This is a genomic window from Streptomyces lydicus, from assembly GCF_004125265.1.
Classification (GTDB): domain Bacteria; phylum Actinomycetota; class Actinomycetes; order Streptomycetales; family Streptomycetaceae; genus Streptomyces; species Streptomyces lydicus_C.
On record NZ_RDTE01000003.1, the window covers coordinates 5615435 to 5631917 of the forward strand.

Here is a 16483-nt window from a genome sequence, read left to right on the forward strand (position 1 = left end):
AAGCCCTTAGCCGCGCCACATATTTGGTGGTGTATCTGTCGCCTTCTGCCGGGGGCTTGTATTCGGGAGGGGGCCAGGTGGATCTACAGGCGGCCGGTGGACTTCAGGGTGAGGTAGGCGTCGGCCAGGTCGGGGGCCAGGCGGGACGGGGTGGAGTCGATGACGGTGATGCCGTGGTGGCGGAGGCGGTCTGCGGTGCGGCGACGGGCGGCGTGGGTCTGTTCCGCTGCGGCGGCTGCGTAGACGGCCTGCGGGGTGTGACGGCCGGCGGCCATTTCCTCGATGCGGGGATCGGCCACCGCCGCGACGATGAGTTCGTTGCGCTGGGCGAGGCCGGGGAGGACGGGCAGGAGGGCTTCCTCCACGGGGGCTGCGTCCAGGCCGGTGAAGAGCACGATGAGGGACCGTCGCGGGGTGCGGCGATGGATGGTGGCGGCCAGGCCGCGGGCATCTGCCTCGACCAGTTCGGATTCGAGGGGCGCCAGGGCGTCGGTCAGGGCCGGGAGGAGGTCGCGTGCCGTCCGGCCTTGTACGGAGGCGCGTATGCGGCGGTCGTAGGCGAGCAGGTCCACGCGGTCGCCCGCGCGGGCGGCGAGGGCGCCCAGCAGGAGGGCGGCGTCCATGGAAGCGTCGAGGCGGGGGATGTCGCCGACTCGGCCCGCGGAGGTGCGGCCGGTCTCCAGGACGAGCAGGATGCGCCGGTCGCGCTCGGGGCGCCAGGTGCGGACTGCGAGCGTGTGACGGCGGGCGGTGGCGCGCCAATCGATGGAGCGGGTGTCGTCGCCGGGGGTGTAGTCGCGGAGGCTGTCGAACTCGGTTCCTTCGCCACGGGTGAGGATGCTGGTGCGGCCGTCGAGCTCGCGGAGACGGGCGAGCTTGGCGGGGAGATGCTTGCGGCTGGTGAAGGGGGGCAGGACGCGCAGCGTCCAGGGGACGTGCCGGTTCCCTTGCCGGGCGGCCAGGCCGAGCGGGCCGAAGGAACGGACCGTGACGCGGACCGCCTGATGGTCGCCTCGGCGGGTGGGGCGGAGCGTCGTGGTGAGGCGGCGGCGTTCGCCGGCGGGGATACGGAGGGTGTGGCGGGACTCGGAGGTGTCCGCACCGGGGTGGAAGGTGCTCGGAGGCCAGGCGTCGCGGATCGTGGCGCGCAGGGTGCGGCGGCTCGGGTTGGTGATGGTGAGGTGCGAGGAGGCTTCGCCTGTGAGTCGAACTGTCGTATCACCGGTTCGGGTGATATGCAGCTTTCGCACTGGCGCGGCGAGCAGGAGGTCGCACAAAATTGCTAGCAGCAAGGTGAGATGGACGAGGAGGACGCCGAGCCAGCTGGGCATCACGAAGCCGACGAAGAGTGCTCCGAGTGCGGAGATGAGGGCGGTGCGTCCGGTAAGGGCCACGGTGTCGTCTCAGCGGGGGACGGGGAGATGAGCGAGAACGGCGTTGATCACGGAGTCTGCGGTGACTCCTTCCATCTCCGCTTCGGGGCGGAGGTGGACGCGGTGTCGGAGTGTGGGAAGAGCAAGGGCCTTGACGTCGTCAGGGGTGACATAGTCGCGGCCGGTGAGCCAGGCCCAGGCTCGTGACGTGGAGAGCAGGGCGGTGGCGCCTCGGGGGGAGACGCCGAGAGAGAGCGAAGGGGAGTCTCGGGTGGCACGGCAGATATCGACGATATAGGCGGTGACTTCGGGGGAGACGGCAGTCTTGGCGACCGCGGCCCGGGCAGCGTCGAGGTCGGCTGCGGAGGCAACGGGGCGCAGTCCTGCGGCGCCGAGGTCACGGGGGCTGAAGCCGGCTGCGTGCCGGGTGAGGATGTCTATCTCGTCGTGGCGGGCGGGGAGCGGCACCGTCAGTTTCAGCAGGAAGCGGTCGAGCTGAGCCTCGGGGAGTGGGTAGGTGCCCTCGTATTCCACGGGGTTCTGCGTGGCTGCCACCAGGAACGGCTCGGGGAGGGGGCGGGCTGTGCCGTCGACGGTCACCTGCCGCTCTTCCATCGCTTCGAGCAGGGACGCCTGGGTCTTGGGAGGCGTGCGGTTGATCTCGTCGGCGAGCAGGAGATTGGTGAAGACGGGGCCTGGCTGGAAGGAGAACTCGGAGCTGCGGGCGTCGTAGACCAGTGAGCCGGTGACATCGCTCGGCATCAGGTCGGGGGTGAACTGGACGCGCTTGGTGTCGAGTTCGAGGGCGGCCGACAGGGCCCGTACGAGCAGGGTCTTGGCGACGCCGGGGGCGCCTTCGAGGAGTACATGACCGCGGCAGAGCAGGGCGACGACCAGCCCGGTGACGGCGGGGTCCTGGCCTACGACGGCCTTGGCTATCTCGGTGCGCAGGTCCTCCAGGGAGGTTCGGGCGCTGTCAGCGGTCGGGGTGCTCACGGGGGGCGTGCCTCTCTTGGGAAACGATCGAGGATTCGAGTGCGTCGAGTTGGTCGGCCAGGTGCACCAAGGCTCTGTCGTCCGCGGGAGCCGGGCCGAAGAGCAGGGCATGGAGTCCTGCTTCGGTGCCGGCGGCGGAGGTCAAGTGGGTGTGGAGAGCAGGCAGGAGGACGTCGGCGGTGTGGGCGCGCGCCGAGGACACTCCGAGAAGAGGGGCGAGCCGCGTGCGGGTCGCGGAGCGCAGCACGTCAGCGGCCCGGTCGCGGGCGTTGGCCTGCTCGTAGAGGCGGGCGTGGCCCTCGGTGGTCTCGGCGGCCGGGATGGTGACGGGGAGTCTTTCCGCAACCAGCGGGCCGAGGCGGCGGGCGCGCCACAGGGCCGCCAACACGGCGGCGAAGGCGAGTTGGAGCAGGGCCCAGCGCCAGCCGGAGGGGATGAGGTCGAGGAAACCGCGCTGGTCGTCCTGAACGGATGACGGGTCGCTCACGGAGGGGAGGTACCAGACCAGATGGTGGTGCGTACCGAGGAGTTGAAGGGCCAGCGAGGCGTTGCCGTGCTCGGCGAGATGGTGGTTGTAGAGGAGGTCGGCGGAGCCGAGGAGCACGGTGTCGCGGCCGTTGTCGGGGGCCGGAAGGCGCAGCAGGGTGGGGGCGCCGGCGCCGGGATAGCAGCGATCGGCTCCGTCGGCGGCGGTGGCGTAGCGGAGGCCGCCGAGGAGGGCACTGCCCGCACGGCGGGCATCCGGCAGCGAGCAGGCAGGTCGGCGTACCGAGGTAGGGGCCGGGGGCTCCATCCGGACGCCGGGGGCGAAGGTTTCGAGGGTCGCCGTCCGCGGGGCGAGCAGGACGGTGCGACCGGGAGTGTGCGCGGTGGCGGTGTGCAGGCCCGTCAGTTGATCTTGTGTCAGCAGGTCGGGGTCGGTGACGAGCAGCGTGGTGCCGGGCCCGGCCGCGGCGGCGGCCTCCTCGGAACTGGTCACCACCTGGGTGGTGACGCCGTGGGAGGCCAGGAGTTGGGACAGGGCCCGGCTCCCGGTCCGGTCGGCGGAGCGCGGGTCGAGCCGTCCGTACTGCTCTCCGGACTGCAGGGCCCCGAGGACCACACCGCTGACGACGAGAAGAAGCAGCGCCAGCAGCGGGCCGCGGAACCGGGTCCACAGACTACGAGCGGTGGGAGTTGGCGCGGGGGCGTCGGTGGCGGTCGCGGTCATCCGCTGCTCCTGGTCGGGGCGGTGGCCAGGGCGGGCTTGGCGTGCTGCAGATCGGTGTCGAGGCCGGTCAGCAGGGCGTATGCCGCTTCCGTGCCGGGGCGGCCGCCGTATGTGACGTCGTCGAAGGTGCGGGCCGCGGTGCGGAGTTGGTCGGCGTGCCGGGGAAATGCGCGGCCGGCCTCGGTGGCGGCCTCGTCAGCGGTGCGGCCCGGGCCGGGGGCGAGCAGTGTGCGCTCTTCCAGGGCGAGGACGAGGGCCCGCATGCGGTCCTGGATGGCCTGGTTCCAGTGGCCCTCGGCGGCGTGGCGGTCAGCTGCGGACCGGTGTTCGGCGGCAGTGCGGGGCGCTTCGGCGAAGAGCGCGCCGTTCGTGGTCGGAGTGCGGCGCACCGCACCGAGACGCAGCCGGAGGGCGATGAGCAGCAGAACGACGCAGGCGGCGATGGCGAGGAGCCCGATCCAGCCACCCGGGGTGGTGCCGGCGGCCGCGTTGGCGAGTTCGTTGATGTGTGCCCAGAGCCAGTCGAGGGCCTGCTGGATCGGGTTGGGGTCGTGCTGGTGGTACCGGGGGTCGGACAGTTCGCGTTCGGCCGCCTCGCGGGCGGGGACGCGTGGAGTCCGCACCGGTATGTCGTCCTCGGGGCGCGCCGTGAGTCGCCCCAGCGCGGCCATGTTCCCCCCTCTGGTCACCGCATCAGCTTCCCGGCGCGGCGTCGTCGGGGCGAGGGCCGGGACCCTCGGCGGGCGTGGTGGTGCCCGTGGCCGGGGCGGGCGGGGGCGTGGCGCTCTCGGCGGGCGCGGTGCCCGCCTCGGGGCCGTGCGCGTCGGTGCTTTCCTCCGGGGCGTCCTCCGTGTGGGCGTCTTCTGCACGGGGGCCGTTCGGCGCGGAGTTGGCAGAGTTGGCGGAGTTGTCCTTCTTCGCCCCGTCCGCAGGGGGGCCGGCGGAGGCCGGTGCGGCAGTTGCCGGTGTGTGGTCGGCGGTCGTGCTCGTGGCGGCGGGAGCGGGCGTGGCCGGGTGGGGGCGGGGAGCGTCGGTGCCGTAGCCGGGGAGGCCTGCGGCGCGGGCGAGTTCGAGGTCGAGTGCCTCGCGGCGGATGCGCTGGTCCATGTACAGGAGCGCGGTGACGCCGGCGGTGATCGGGAAGGTGATGGTGGAGCTGATGACGGCTCCGATGCCCAGCACGATCAGGAAAGGCCAGCTGGTGGTGTCGCTGGTGCCGTTCGCCCAGTCCACGAGGCTCTCGCCGCCGATGACGAAGGCGACGATGGTCGCCGGGATCTGGATGATGAACTCGACGATGCCGACCAGGAGATAAGCGAGGAGCTGCACCCCCAGCACCCGCCACCAGGCGCCCCGTACGAGCTTCGCGGAGCGGCGCATGGCGCTGATGACGCCCTGCTTCTCCAGCATCAGGGCGGGGGAGGCGAGGCTGTAGCGGACCCCCAGCCAGATGCTCACGATGCCGGCGGCCAGCCCGCCGAGCAGGGTGAGGAGCAGCCCCGATTCCAGCGTGCCGGTGGCGGTGAGGATGAGGCCGGGAGCCACGCCGACCGCGCATATCGCCGAGATGAGCAGGGGCAGCAGGACGAGCAGCCCGAGCAGGCGCGGGAGTTGGGTACGCGCATCGCGCCAGGCTTCCCCGGCGGTCACCGAGCGGCCCAGGACGGCACGGCTGACGACCATGGTCAGCAGCCCCGTCACGACGATGGCGGCGAGCAGCCCGATCGCCGCGGTGATGCCGCTGGCAGCGAGCGCATTGACCATCTGCTGCAGGGTTTCGCGGAGGGGCGGGACGTTGTCGTCGGCCAGGGCAGGCGCGCGGCCGGCGCCCCGGAACCAGAGGCCGTTGACCACGGTGATGGCGGTTTGTGCGACGACCGCGACGATCAGCGAGATGCCGAGGACCGTGCGCCAGTGGGCGCGCATGGTGGCGACCGCACCGTCGAGGATCTCGCCGACGGCGAGCGGGCGCAGCGGAATGATGCCCGGCTTGGCGGCCTGCGGGCCGGGTGCCCAGGCTCCGCCCCAAGGGGGCTGACTGCCGGGGCGGTTGCCCCGGTGACCGGGGTTGCCGCCCCAACCGGGGCCGCCCGGGCCGGGGCTGCCCGTACCGTGCGACGAGGCACGGGAGCGCTCGCCGCTGGCGCGGCCACCGCTCCCGTGGGGGCCGCTCTGGCCGGGGACGCCGGTGGGGGCCGACCAGCGGCCGGCGGGGGGCTGTTCCTTGGACCAGTTCGGCGGGGGCGACTGCTCGCCGGAGCCGGACCGGTCTTCCTGCGCGGGCTGTTCTTCCCGAGGAGGCTGCTCCTGAGTGCCGCGGCCCGGCTCGTCGGAGGGAGTGGATCCGGGCGAGGCCCAGCCCGGAGAGTTGTTCATCGTCGCTCCTTCTTGCTGCCCGTCCGCCGCCGCGGCGGCCGGGGTGCGGGGTCCGCGGTGGCAGTCATCGTGTCATGGCCGTCGGTGTGGTGTACCGGTGCCCGGAGCGAGAGAGGACCTTCTGTTCGAGGGGCGATCGGCGGCAGACTGAGCGAATGGGCGATCAGTACGAGGTATCCGAGGCGGGCGCCGGGGCGCTCACCATTCCGTCGTTGCGCTGGGAGGGGCCGCCCGAGGGGCCCGTGGTGGTCCTCCTCGATCAGACCCGGCTGCCGGCGGAGGAGGTCGAGCGGGTCTGCACGGACGTCCCGGCGCTGGTGGAGGCGATCCGGACGCTCGCCGTGCGCGGGGCGCCGCTGCTGGGCATCGCGGGTGCCTATGGCGTCGCACTGGCCGCGGCGCGGGGCTTTGACGTGGAAGAAGCGGTGGAGGCGTTGGCGCAGGCCCGGCCGACCGCGGTCAACCTGGGCTACGGCGTACGGCGGGCGGCCGGCGCGTACCGCGCCGCGGCGGCCGGCGGAGCCGATGCCCAGGCGGCCGCTGCGCTGGCCGAGGCGCGGGCCGTGCATGCCGAGGACATCGAGGCCAGCGCACGGATGGCGGAACACGGGCTGGCGCTGCTGGGCGAGCTGCTGCCGGGCGGCGGCCACCGGATCCTCACGCACTGCAATGCGGGTGCGCTGGTGTCCGGGGGCGAGGGCACCGCCCTGGCGGTGGCGCTGGCGGCGCACCATGCCGGTGAGCTGCGCCGGCTGTGGGTGGACGAGACGCGGCCGCTGCTGCAAGGGGCGCGGCTGACCGCCTACGAGGCCGCGCGCACGGGTATGGCCTACACGGTGCTCCCGGACGGCGCGGCAGGGTCGCTGTTCGCCGGGGGTGAGGTGGATGCGGTGCTGATCGGCGCGGACCGGATCGCGGCAGATGGTTCGGTGGCCAACAAGATCGGCAGCTATCCACTGGCGGTGCTGGCGCGGTACCACCACGTTCCGTTCGTGGTGGTGGCCCCGACCAGCACGGTGGATCTGGAGACCGAGGAGGGGTCGGACATCGAGGTGGAGCAGCGGCCGGGCCACGAAGTGACGGAGTTCTCGTTGCCGTACGCACAGGGGCCCGGAGTGGAGGCGGGCGCCGGCATACAGGTGGCGCCGCTGGGCGCACAGGCCTACAACCCGGCCTTCGACGTCACTCCGGCGGACCTGGTGACGGCGATCGTCACCGAGGCCGGAGTGGTGTCGCCGGTGACCCGGAACGGGCTGGCAGAGGTGTGTTCCACGTCACGATGGAGTAAGTCACGATCAGGTAATGGGATGATGGCCGAATGAAGGGACGCGTCCTGGTCGTCGACGACGACACCGCACTGGCAGAGATGCTCGGCATCGTGCTGCGTGGCGAAGGTTTTGAGCCGTCGTTCGTGTCGGACGGTGACAAGGCCCTCGCGGCCTTCCGCGAGACCAAGCCCGATCTTGTGCTGCTCGATCTGATGCTGCCGGGGCGGGACGGTATCGAGGTGTGCCGGCTGATCCGGGCCGAGTCCGGAGTGCCGATCGTCATGCTGACCGCCAAGAGCGACACGGTGGATGTGGTGGTCGGGCTCGAGTCGGGCGCGGACGACTACATCGTCAAGCCGTTCAAGCCCAAGGAGCTGGTGGCCCGCATCCGGGCGCGGCTGCGGCGTTCGGAGGAGCCGACGCCCGAACAGCTGGCGATCGGTGATCTGGTCATCGATGTGGCCGGCCACTCGGTGAAGCGCGAGGGGCAGTCGATCGCGCTGACCCCGCTGGAGTTCGATCTGCTGGTGGCGCTGGCGCGCAAGCCGTGGCAGGTGTTCACGCGCGAGGTGCTGCTGGAGCAGGTCTGGGGCTATCGGCACGCCGCCGACACCCGGCTGGTCAATGTCCATGTGCAGCGGCTGCGCTCCAAGGTCGAGAAGGACCCGGAGCGGCCGGAGATCGTGGTGACCGTGCGCGGGGTCGGCTACAAGGCCGGGCCCAGCTGAGATGATCCGGGACGGTTCGGCCCCGGAGGGAAAGCGGGGGCGCACCGTCGACCCGGCGGGCGATATGTCCTTTTCGGGGAAGGTGTCCGCCTGGCTGCTGCGCGGGGGGCAGCTGCTGCCCGACGGCGCGGTGAGCGGGCCGGTCCACCCTCTGCTCCGGCTCTTCAGCCGCTGGGTGCGGCGGCCGCTGCTGCCCGCCCTGCGGCTGTGGCGGCGCAATATCCAGCTGCGTGTGGTGGCGACCACGCTCCTGATGTCGCTGGCCGTGGTGCTGCTGCTCGGTGTCGTGGTCGTCGGCCAGGTCCGTAACGGCCTGCTCACGGCCAAGGCGCAGGCCGCGCAGAGTCAGGCCGTGGGCGGGTTCAGCGTCGCCCAGAAGATGGCCGACGGCGCCGACGACACCCGGCCCGACGACACCGCGCGCACCGGAAACCGCGGCACCCAGGACTCCGCGACCTGGCTGACCGGCCTGGTCGAACAGCTCGCCAGCGGCGGGCAGGGCGTCTTCTCCGTGGTGGCGCTCAGCTCCGATTCCGACGAACCGTTCGGTGACTCCAGCCCCGGCACCCGCGGTCCGCGCGCCTCCGGCGATGTCGATCCCGAGCGAAGTGTGCCCCCCGAGCTGCGGCGGAAGCTGGAGACCAAATCCGGGACGTTCCGCCAGTACACCGAGATCAAGCGCATCGGGTCGGACGACGGCGTACCGGCGTTGATCATCGGCAAGCGGCTCAACGATGTGAACAGCAACCAGTACCAGCTCTACTACCTCTTCCCGTTCAGCCAGGAGGAGGAGTCGCTGAAGCTGGTGACGGGGACGCTGGCGACGGCCGGGGTGTTCGTCGTGATCCTGCTCGGCGCGATCGCCTGGCTGGTGGTGCGGCAGGTCGTCACGCCCGTACGGATGGCGGCGGGGATCTCCGAGCGGCTGGCCGCCGGTCTCCTCCAGGAGCGGATGAAGGTCACCGGCGAGGACGACATCGCCCGGCTGGGCGAGTCCTTCAACAAGATGGCGCAGAACCTCCAGGTCAAGATCCAGCAGCTGGAGGAGCTGTCGCGGATGCAGCGCCGATTCGTCTCCGACGTCTCGCACGAGTTGCGTACGCCGCTGACGACCGTACGGATGGCGGCCGATGTCATCCACGACGTGCGGGACGAGTTCGACCCCGTCACCGCGCGCTCCGCCGAGCTGCTGCGCGGCCAGCTCGACCGCTTCGAATCCCTGCTCGCCGAGCTGCTGGAGATCAGCAGGTTCGACGCCGGGGCGGCCGCGCTGGAGGCCGAGCCGATCGATCTGCGCGATGTGGTGCACCGCGTCATCGAGGGTGCCGAACCGCTCGCCGAGCGCAAGGGCACCCGGATAGTGGTGCGCGGCGCCGAGCAGCCGGTGATCGCCGAGGCGGACACCCGCCGGGTGGAGCGCATACTGCGCAACCTCGTCGTCAACGCCGTCGAGCACGGTGAGGGCCGCGAGGTGGTGGTGCGGCTGGCGTCCGCGGGCAGCCCGAGCGGTGGCGCGGTGGCCGTCGCGGTGCGTGACTACGGCGTCGGCCTCAAGCCCGGCGAGGCCGGCCGGGTCTTCAACCGTTTCTGGCGTGCGGATCCGGCCCGGGCCCGTACGACCGGCGGTACGGGGCTGGGCCTGTCCATCGCCGTCGAGGACGCCAGGCTGCACGGCGGCTGGCTGCAGGCGTGGGGCGAGCCGGGCGGCGGCTCGCAGTTCCGGCTGACGCTGCCCCGTACGGCCGGCGAGACGCTGCGCGGGTCCCCGATCCCTCTGGAGCCGGAGGACTCGCGGCGCCACCGCGGACTGGACGAGACGGGTCAGCCGCGAGCCGGAGCGGCGCGCAAGACGTCCACGATCCCGGTGCAGACCCGTGCGTCACACGCGGCCGACACCGCAGTCTCCGCCCTGGAGCCGAAGGTGTCCTGGCCGGCAGCCGACCCGACGGCGCTGCCCGGCAACGGTGCCCGTGTGGTGCCGCACAGCGGGGACGCAGGGAGCGACGAGACGGTGCGCGACGAGAGCGCGCGCACCGACGAGCCGGCCGATGAGGACCGGACCGAGCAGGAAGCAGAACGGGGCGTGGATCGGGAAGGCGGGCTGCGTGGACACTGAGCGCGGAGGCGGGCACGAGGCGGGGACCGGACCCCGTACGCGCACCCGCAGGGGAGCCGGGCCGGCGCGGACATTCCTGCTGCTGGGCTGTGCGGCGGCGCTGCTGGCCGGCTGTGCGTCGATGCCCGACAGCGGGGACGTCACCTCGGTCGACCAGTCGCCGCGCTCCGAAGGCGAGTCGCAGGTGCGGGTCTACGGAGTCCCCCCGCAGGACGGTGCGCAGCCGACCAACATCGTCCGCAGCTTCCTCGATGCCACGACCAGTGACGAGGCGGATTTCCGTACGGCCACCCAGTATCTGGCCAAATCGGCGAAGCGGACCTGGCGGCCGTTCCAGGTCACCAACGTGCTCCAGGAGCGCCCGAAGCCCGAGCCGAAGGCGCTCCCCAACCGGGAGGACTCGAACGGCTACACCGTCACCCTGTCCGGCAGCCAGGTGGCGGCGGTGGACGACAACCACGCCTACACCCCTGAGGAGAAGCCCTACCGCCAGACGATCCACCTCATCAAGGAGGACGGACAGTGGCGGATCGACCGGCTGCCCAACGGGCTGGTGCTCGGGCTGTCGGACTTCCAGCGCATCTACCGCTCCGTCAACAAGTACTACTTCGCGTCCTACAACTCCGAGTCGGAGGAGCCGAAGGCGAACCGGAACGTGCTCGTCGCGGACCCGGTCTATCTGCGGCAGCGAATAAAGCCGATCACGGCCAGTGTGGAGGCGCTGCTGTCCGGGCCCACCGACTGGCTGAACCACGTGACGACCTCGGCCTTCCCGACCGGCACCCGGCTGGCCGCGCACGACCTGGCGCTGGACGACTCCAACGCGCTGCGGGTCAAGCTCAGCAAGGGCGCGGTGAACACCGACACCACCCAGTGCAAGCAGATGGCGGCTCAGCTCTTCTTCACCGTCCAGGACATGACGCGGGCTTCGAAGATCAGCGAGGTCGAGCTCCAGGACAACAGCGGCAACTCGCTGTGTTCACTGTCCCAGGAGCAGGCCGAGCAGGACTTCGCCCCCTCCCCGGGCACCGGGCACTCCGGCAAGGAGTACTTCATCGACGCCGACCACAAGGTCGTCGGCATGTCGGACTCCGCGACCGAACCCACGCCGGTGCGCGGGCCGTTCGGCACCGGCAAGACCCCGCTGCGCTCGGTCGCCATCTCGCGCGGCGAGGACACCGCGGCGGGTGTGTCGGGCGACGGCCGGTCGCTGTATGTGGCCCCGTTGGAGGACGGCATCGAGCGCGGTGATCCGCTGGTGACCAGTACGGGTTCGGCCAAGAGCCCCGATATGGGGCTGACGGCGCCGAGTTGGGACGGCCTGGGCGATCTGTGGATCGCGGACCGCGATGCGCACGGTTCGCGGCTGCTGCGGCTGCGCGAGGGCAAGAGTGCCCCGGAAAAGGTCGCGGTGCCCGGTCTCGGCGACCGCCGGATCAAGGCGATCAAGGTGGCCGCCGACGGCATCCGGATCGCGGTCCTGGTGGAGGACAAGGGCCGTACGACACTCCAGTTGGGCCGGGTCGAGCGTGGCGGGAGTTCGGCGCACCCGGAACTCTCGGTGCAGGAACTGCGGCCGATCGCACCGCAGTTGGAGGACGTGGTGGCCGCATCCTGGGCGGGCGGCAGCCGGTTGGTGGTCGTCGGGCGGGAGTCCGGCGGAGTGCAGCAGATGCAGTTCATGGAGACCGACGGCTCGGCGTCCAACGCGCAGACCCTGCCCGGCGTCAACGGCGTCATCGCGGTGGCGGCCTCGGAGGACGAGACCCGGCCGCTGATCGCCGATGCCACGGAGGGCATAGTGCGGCTGCCTCCGGACGCGAACTGGAAGACCGTGGCGAAGGACGGGACGGCGCCGGTCTATCCCGGGTGAGTGCCGAGTTGCCCCGGTGGGCGGTCGTCAGTGGCCGGTGGGTGTGACCGGTGACCGTGAGCGGTGGACGGTGACGGGTGGCCGGGCCATGCGGGCTGCCGCGCCGACCGGCGCCTGCTGATCCCGCAGGTCCCAGGCAGCCCAGCCCCAGGCCCAGCCCCAGGCCCAGCCCCAGGCCCACGCCCCAGGCCCACGCCCCGCGGACCGACAGGCCGCAGATCCGGCAGGTCCCGCGGAGCGGCAGGTCCGCGGCCACGGTTATCCACAGGGGTGGTGGCCGGGCCTGGACGGCGGGACAGTGGAGTCATGCAGGGGGTGTGGCGAGAACTGGCAGATCTGGTGCTCCCGGTCGACTGCGCGGGGTGTGGCCGGCCGCGTACGGAGCTGTGTGCGGAGTGCCGCCGGGGGCTGGCGCGGGACGGACGCGGGGCGCAGCGGGTGCGCCCGTGGCCGGGCCCGGCGGGGCTGCCCCGGGTGTGGGCAGGCGCGCCCTATGCCGACGAGGTGCGGGCGGTGCTGCTGGCCCACAAGGAGCGGGGTGCCCTGCGGCTGGCCGGGCCGCTGGGGGCGGTGCTGGCCGGGGCGGTGCGAGGGCTGGGGGCGGAGACCGGCTCCCAGCTGCTGGTGCCGGTGCCCTCGGCCCGGAGAGCAGTGGCAGGGCGCGGCCATGATCCGGTGCGCAGGATGGCGCTGCGGGCGGCCGGGGAGCTGCGGCGGGCGGGCGTGGGGGTCCGGGTGCTCGATGTGCTGCGGCAGCGTCGCGTGGTGGCCGACCAGGCGGGACTGAGCGCCCGCCAGCGGCTGGCGAATGTCGCCGGTGCACTGGAGGTGCCGGGCCCTGCCGCGAGGCTGCTGACGGGGCGGTCAGTGGTGCTGGTGGACGATCTGGTGACCACGGGGGCCACCCTCGCCGAGGCGGCCCGTGCGGTCAGGGCGGCCGCCGGCCGGGTGATCGGAGCCGCGGTCGTGGCGGCACCCCGCAGTGCGTTCGCCACCGGTCGTGAAGCGAGGGAGTCCTTACCACGTGGCAGATAGGCGAGGAGGAAAAGTCACCCAAATGGAGCCGAGGGCTCCGAGGGGGTGCCGACATCCGTCCGGGAGAGCTATGTTCGGTTGTGAGGACTTGGCGAGTGGTTTGCCTCGAATGTCGTGATGGGTGCGTTCAGGGGCGTTTGCGACGACCCTGAAAACGGGGGAGTGGAGAGCCGGTCGTCGGGGGAGGAGGAGGTGAAAGTCGCCAAGTCCGAGGCTTCGGCAACCACCGGAGCCTGGTGCAAGAAGGAATTGCTCCGCCTGATGAGCGGAGTGATCCGGGAACGGAGTTCTGCGTGGACATCGTCGTCAAGGGCCGCAAGACAGAGGTGCCCGAGCGGTTCCGTAAGCACGTGGCCGAGAAGCTGAAGCTGGACAAAGTCCAGAAGCTCGACGCCAAGGTGATCAGCCTGGACGTCGAGGTGTCCAAGGAGCCCAACCCGCGGCAGGCCGACCGTTCCGACCGGGTGGAGATCACGCTCCACTCCCGTGGCCCGGTGGTCCGGGCCGAGGCCGCCGCTGCCGATGCGTACGCCGCACTGGATCTGGCCACCGCGAAGCTCGAGGCGCGTCTGCGCAAGCAGCACGACAAGCGCTACTCGCGTCGCGGCAACGGCCGCATCCCGGCGAGTGAGGTCGCCGTCAGCGTGCCGGACGCCGCGAGCCTGAACACCAACGGCGAACTGGCCGCCGCCGAGGCCGGCCAGACGGTGCCGACCACGAAGATGGGATGTATCGACGTCCAGGGCGAAGGGCCCCTGGTCGTCCGCGAGAAGACTCATTCGGCCGCGCCGATGCTGCTCGACCAGGCGCTCAACGAAATGGAGTTGGTCGGGCACGACTTCTACCTCTTCGTCGACGCCGACACCAAGCTGCCGAGTGTCGTCTACCGCCGGCACGCCTACGACTACGGAGTCATTCACCTGAACCCCGACTTGTTCGGGGAGGAGGAGCCCGGCGGCGCAGGCGGCGCGCTGGGTGGCTGAACCCCACTCGCTCGGTGCCCCCGGCGCACGCCGGGGGCACCATCGTGCCCGGAGGGGGCAGGAGTTGAAGCCGTATAGTGTTTGTGCCGACCAGGGAGTATGTGGACACGTAACGGCGACGTGCCGGGGAGGCGGTCGTATGGCATCGATCGGGCCGGCAGGGGGCTGTTGTCAACCAGCCTTATTTCCAAGCTCTGGCCTCGCGGCCGAGTAGTTGACGGGGAGGACCCATGGGGGACAGTTTCGGGCCTGTGCGCGACACCGCGGACGATGACCACGGCGGTGCCGGCGGTGACGACGAGGCAGGCCGGGCCATGAGCATGCCGCGCAAGGAGCCGATCCGGGTCCTGGTCGTGGACGATCATGCACTCTTCCGGCGGGGTCTGGAGATCGTGCTGGCCCAGGAAGAGGACATCCAGGTCGTCGGTGAGGCGGGGGACGGTGCGGAGGCGGTCGACAAGGCCGCGGATCTGCTGCCCGACATCGTGCTGATGGACGTCCGGATGCCCAGGCGCGGCGGAATCGAGGCATGCACCTCCCTCAAGGAGGTGGCCCCCAGCGCGAAGATCATCATGCTGACGATCAGCGACGAAGAGGCCGATCTCTACGACGCGATCAAGGCCGGTGCCACCGGCTACCTCCTCAAGGAGATCTCCACCGACGAGGTGGCGACCGCGATCCGCGCCGTGGCGGACGGCCAGTCGCAGATCAGCCCGTCGATGGCGTCCAAGCTCCTGACGGAGTTCAAGTCGATGATCCAGCGTACGGACGAGCGCAGGCTGGTGCCCGCGCCCCGGCTCACCGACCGTGAGCTGGAAGTCCTCAAGCTGGTCGCCACGGGCATGAACAACCGTGACATCGCCAAGGAACTCTTCATCTCCGAGAACACGGTGAAGAACCACGTTCGCAACATCCTGGAGAAGCTGCAGTTGCACTCCCGGATGGAAGCGGTGGTGTACGCGATGCGGGAGAAGATCCTCGAGATCCGGTGAGCCGGTGAGCCGGTGAGCCGGGGGCCCGTGAGCCCGTGAGGACGGCCGGCCGTGCCCCGTCGGCCCGGTGAGTACGGCCTCGGTGTGCCGGTGACCGGGGGCGGGCGAGCCCCGCCCGCAGCCATCGGCCGGGTACTACCGGTCGCCCGTAAGGGTGAGTTCCGCACGCAGTGCGGTGGCCAGCTTCGGGTCGTCGCAGCGCTCGATGCGCACCCCGTCGCAGCCGACCCAGGTCGCGGCCTCTCGAAGGGCACCGGCCATCGGGGCGACGGCCTTGGCGTCCTGCATCGAGACCTGGCGGGCGACGAGAGTGCTGCCCTCGCGCGCCGGGTCCACCCGGCCCACCAGCCGGCCGCCCGCCAGCAGGGGCATCGCGAAATACCCGTAAATCCGCCGGGGGCGGGGGACGTACGCCTCCAGCCGGTGCGTGAAGCCGAAGATCCGCTCCGTGCGCGGCCGGTCCCAGATCAGGGAGTCGAAGGGCGAGAGCAGGGTGGTGCGGTGCCGGCCGCGGGGCGGGGCGGCCAGCGCGGCGGGATCGGCCCAGGCGGGCTTTCCCCAGCCCTCGACCTCGACCGGGACCAGACCGGAGTCGGCGACCACGGCATCGACCTGCTCGGCCTTGAGACGGTGGTAATCCGCGAGGTCGGCGCGGGTGGCCACGCCCATGGCGGCGCCGGCCTGGGCGACCAGGCGGCGGATGCACGTGGAGTCGTCGAGATCGTCGTGGAGCAGGGCGTCAGGGACGGCGCGCTCGGCGAGGTCGTAGACGCGCTTCCAGGCGCGGCGCTCGGTACAGACCACCTCGCCGGTGTCCAGCAGCCACTCCACCGCGATCTTGGTCTCGGACCAGTCCCACCACTCGCCGCCCTTCCGCCCGCCACCCAGCTCCGAGGTGGTCAGCGGGCCGTCGGCCTTCAGGCGGTCCAGGACGGCGGCGCACGAGCGCTCACGGTCCTCCATGACATGCCAGCGGTGGCCCTTGGCGCGCCGGGCGCGACGGCGGAAGGCGAAGTGCGGCCACTCCTCGATGGGCAGGATGCAGGCGGCGTGCGACCAGTACTCGAAGCTGTGGGGCCGTGCCGCGGACGCGCCGGAAGGGGAAGCGGTCCAGTAGGCGGCCTCGACGGCGGGGCGGCCGACGGCGCCGAGGCGGGCGTACGGCACCAGCTCATGGGAGCGGGCCAGCACGGAGATCGTGTCCAGCTGCACCGCGCCCAGATGCCGCAGCACCCCGCGCACACCGGCCCGGCGGTCCGGGGCGCCCAGCAGCCCCTGCGCCCGCAGCGCCATGCGCCGGGCGTCGTCGCGGGACAGGGCGGTCACAGGCTGCGGCAGAGGCGGTGGCTGCGTCACGGCGGTCATGCGGCACAGCGTAGGGGCGGGCACTGACAACGGCCCCGGGCACGGGAATCGCCGCTGGTGGCGGCGTTGCCCACGCCCGGGCGGGCGCGGGACCACCGGGGCGTGGCGGGCTGCCCGGGCCGGTGCGCGCGGCCGCTGCCCGGCCGGGACAGGACAGCGGCCGCGCGC

The 16483-nt window shown here is 71.8% G+C and carries 12 protein-coding genes and 1 pseudogene; 7 read left to right on the forward strand and 6 right to left on the reverse strand.

From position 1 onward, the window contains the following. Positions 1-83: 83 nt before the first annotated feature. The 5 genes from D9V36_RS27225 to D9V36_RS27245 are packed head-to-tail and all read right to left on the reverse strand — an operon-like array spanning position 84 to position 5955. Positions 84-1394: a DUF58 domain-containing protein gene (locus D9V36_RS27225; protein WP_129296066.1), complete on the reverse strand. Its 1311-nt coding sequence runs from the start codon at positions 1392-1394 to the stop codon at positions 84-86. A gap of 9 nt (positions 1395-1403) precedes the next feature. Continuing rightward, entirely contained in the window at positions 1404-2369 is a 966-nt protein-coding gene (locus D9V36_RS27230) for an AAA family ATPase (RefSeq protein WP_129296067.1), read from the reverse strand. Beyond that, positions 2350-3579 carry a DUF4350 domain-containing protein gene (locus D9V36_RS27235; RefSeq protein WP_129296068.1) on the reverse strand — a complete coding sequence of 410 codons (1230 nt, stop codon included), beginning with the start codon at positions 3577-3579 and terminating at the stop codon, positions 2350-2352. The genes D9V36_RS27230 and D9V36_RS27235 overlap by 20 nt, the downstream gene beginning before the upstream one ends. Beyond that, positions 3576-4268: a DUF4129 domain-containing protein gene (locus D9V36_RS27240; RefSeq protein ID WP_241721057.1), complete on the reverse strand. Its 693-nt coding sequence runs from the start codon at positions 4266-4268 to the stop codon at positions 3576-3578. The genes D9V36_RS27235 and D9V36_RS27240 overlap by 4 nt, the downstream gene beginning before the upstream one ends. A gap of 4 nt (positions 4269-4272) precedes the next feature. After that, the gene (locus tag D9V36_RS27245) at positions 4273-5955 is read right to left on the reverse strand and encodes a DUF7544 domain-containing protein (RefSeq protein ID WP_129296069.1); all 1683 of its coding nucleotides are present in this window, start codon (positions 5953-5955) and stop codon (positions 4273-4275) included. 155 nt (positions 5956-6110) lie between these two features. On the opposite strand from D9V36_RS27245, the gene mtnA reads away from it, so the two are divergent. The 7 genes and pseudogenes from mtnA (at position 6111) to D9V36_RS27285 (ending at position 14950) form a co-directional block, all read left to right on the forward strand. Beyond that, positions 6111-7277 carry an S-methyl-5-thioribose-1-phosphate isomerase gene (gene mtnA / locus D9V36_RS27250; protein ID WP_129296070.1) on the forward strand — a complete coding sequence of 389 codons (1167 nt, stop codon included), beginning with the start codon at positions 6111-6113 and terminating at the stop codon, positions 7275-7277. After that, a complete protein-coding gene (gene mtrA, locus D9V36_RS27255; RefSeq protein WP_088797934.1) occupies positions 7274-7951 on the forward strand; it encodes a two-component system response regulator MtrA in 678 nt (225 codons plus the stop codon). The genes mtnA and mtrA overlap by 4 nt, the downstream gene beginning before the upstream one ends. A gap of 1 nt (position 7952) precedes the next feature. Beyond that, entirely contained in the window at positions 7953-10067 is a 2115-nt protein-coding gene (gene mtrB, locus D9V36_RS27260; RefSeq protein ID WP_431357700.1) for an MtrAB system histidine kinase MtrB, read from the forward strand. After that, positions 10063-11940, forward strand: a pseudogene (locus D9V36_RS27265) (LpqB family beta-propeller domain-containing protein); the annotation flags it as partial. The gene mtrB and the pseudogene D9V36_RS27265, both read left to right, overlap by 5 nt. A gap of 306 nt (positions 11941-12246) precedes the next feature. Beyond that, on the forward strand, positions 12247-12975 hold the full coding sequence (locus tag D9V36_RS27270) for a ComF family protein (RefSeq protein WP_129296072.1): 729 nt from the start codon (positions 12247-12249) through the stop codon (positions 12973-12975). Positions 12976-13268: 293 nt separating this feature from the next. Then, positions 13269-13958 carry a ribosome hibernation-promoting factor, HPF/YfiA family gene (hpf, locus tag D9V36_RS27280; RefSeq protein ID WP_129296074.1) on the forward strand — a complete coding sequence of 230 codons (690 nt, stop codon included), beginning with the start codon at positions 13269-13271 and terminating at the stop codon, positions 13956-13958. A 230-nt stretch (positions 13959-14188) separates the two neighbouring features. After that, positions 14189-14950 (forward strand): response regulator, encoded by a 762-nt coding sequence (locus D9V36_RS27285; RefSeq protein WP_129296075.1) that lies wholly within the window; start codon positions 14189-14191, stop codon positions 14948-14950. 135 nt (positions 14951-15085) lie between these two features. Here D9V36_RS27285 and D9V36_RS27290 read toward each other — a convergent pair whose 3' ends face one another. Next, positions 15086-16315 (reverse strand): winged helix-turn-helix domain-containing protein, encoded by a 1230-nt coding sequence (locus tag D9V36_RS27290; protein WP_129296076.1) that lies wholly within the window; start codon positions 16313-16315, stop codon positions 15086-15088. Positions 16316-16483 lie beyond the last annotated feature (168 nt).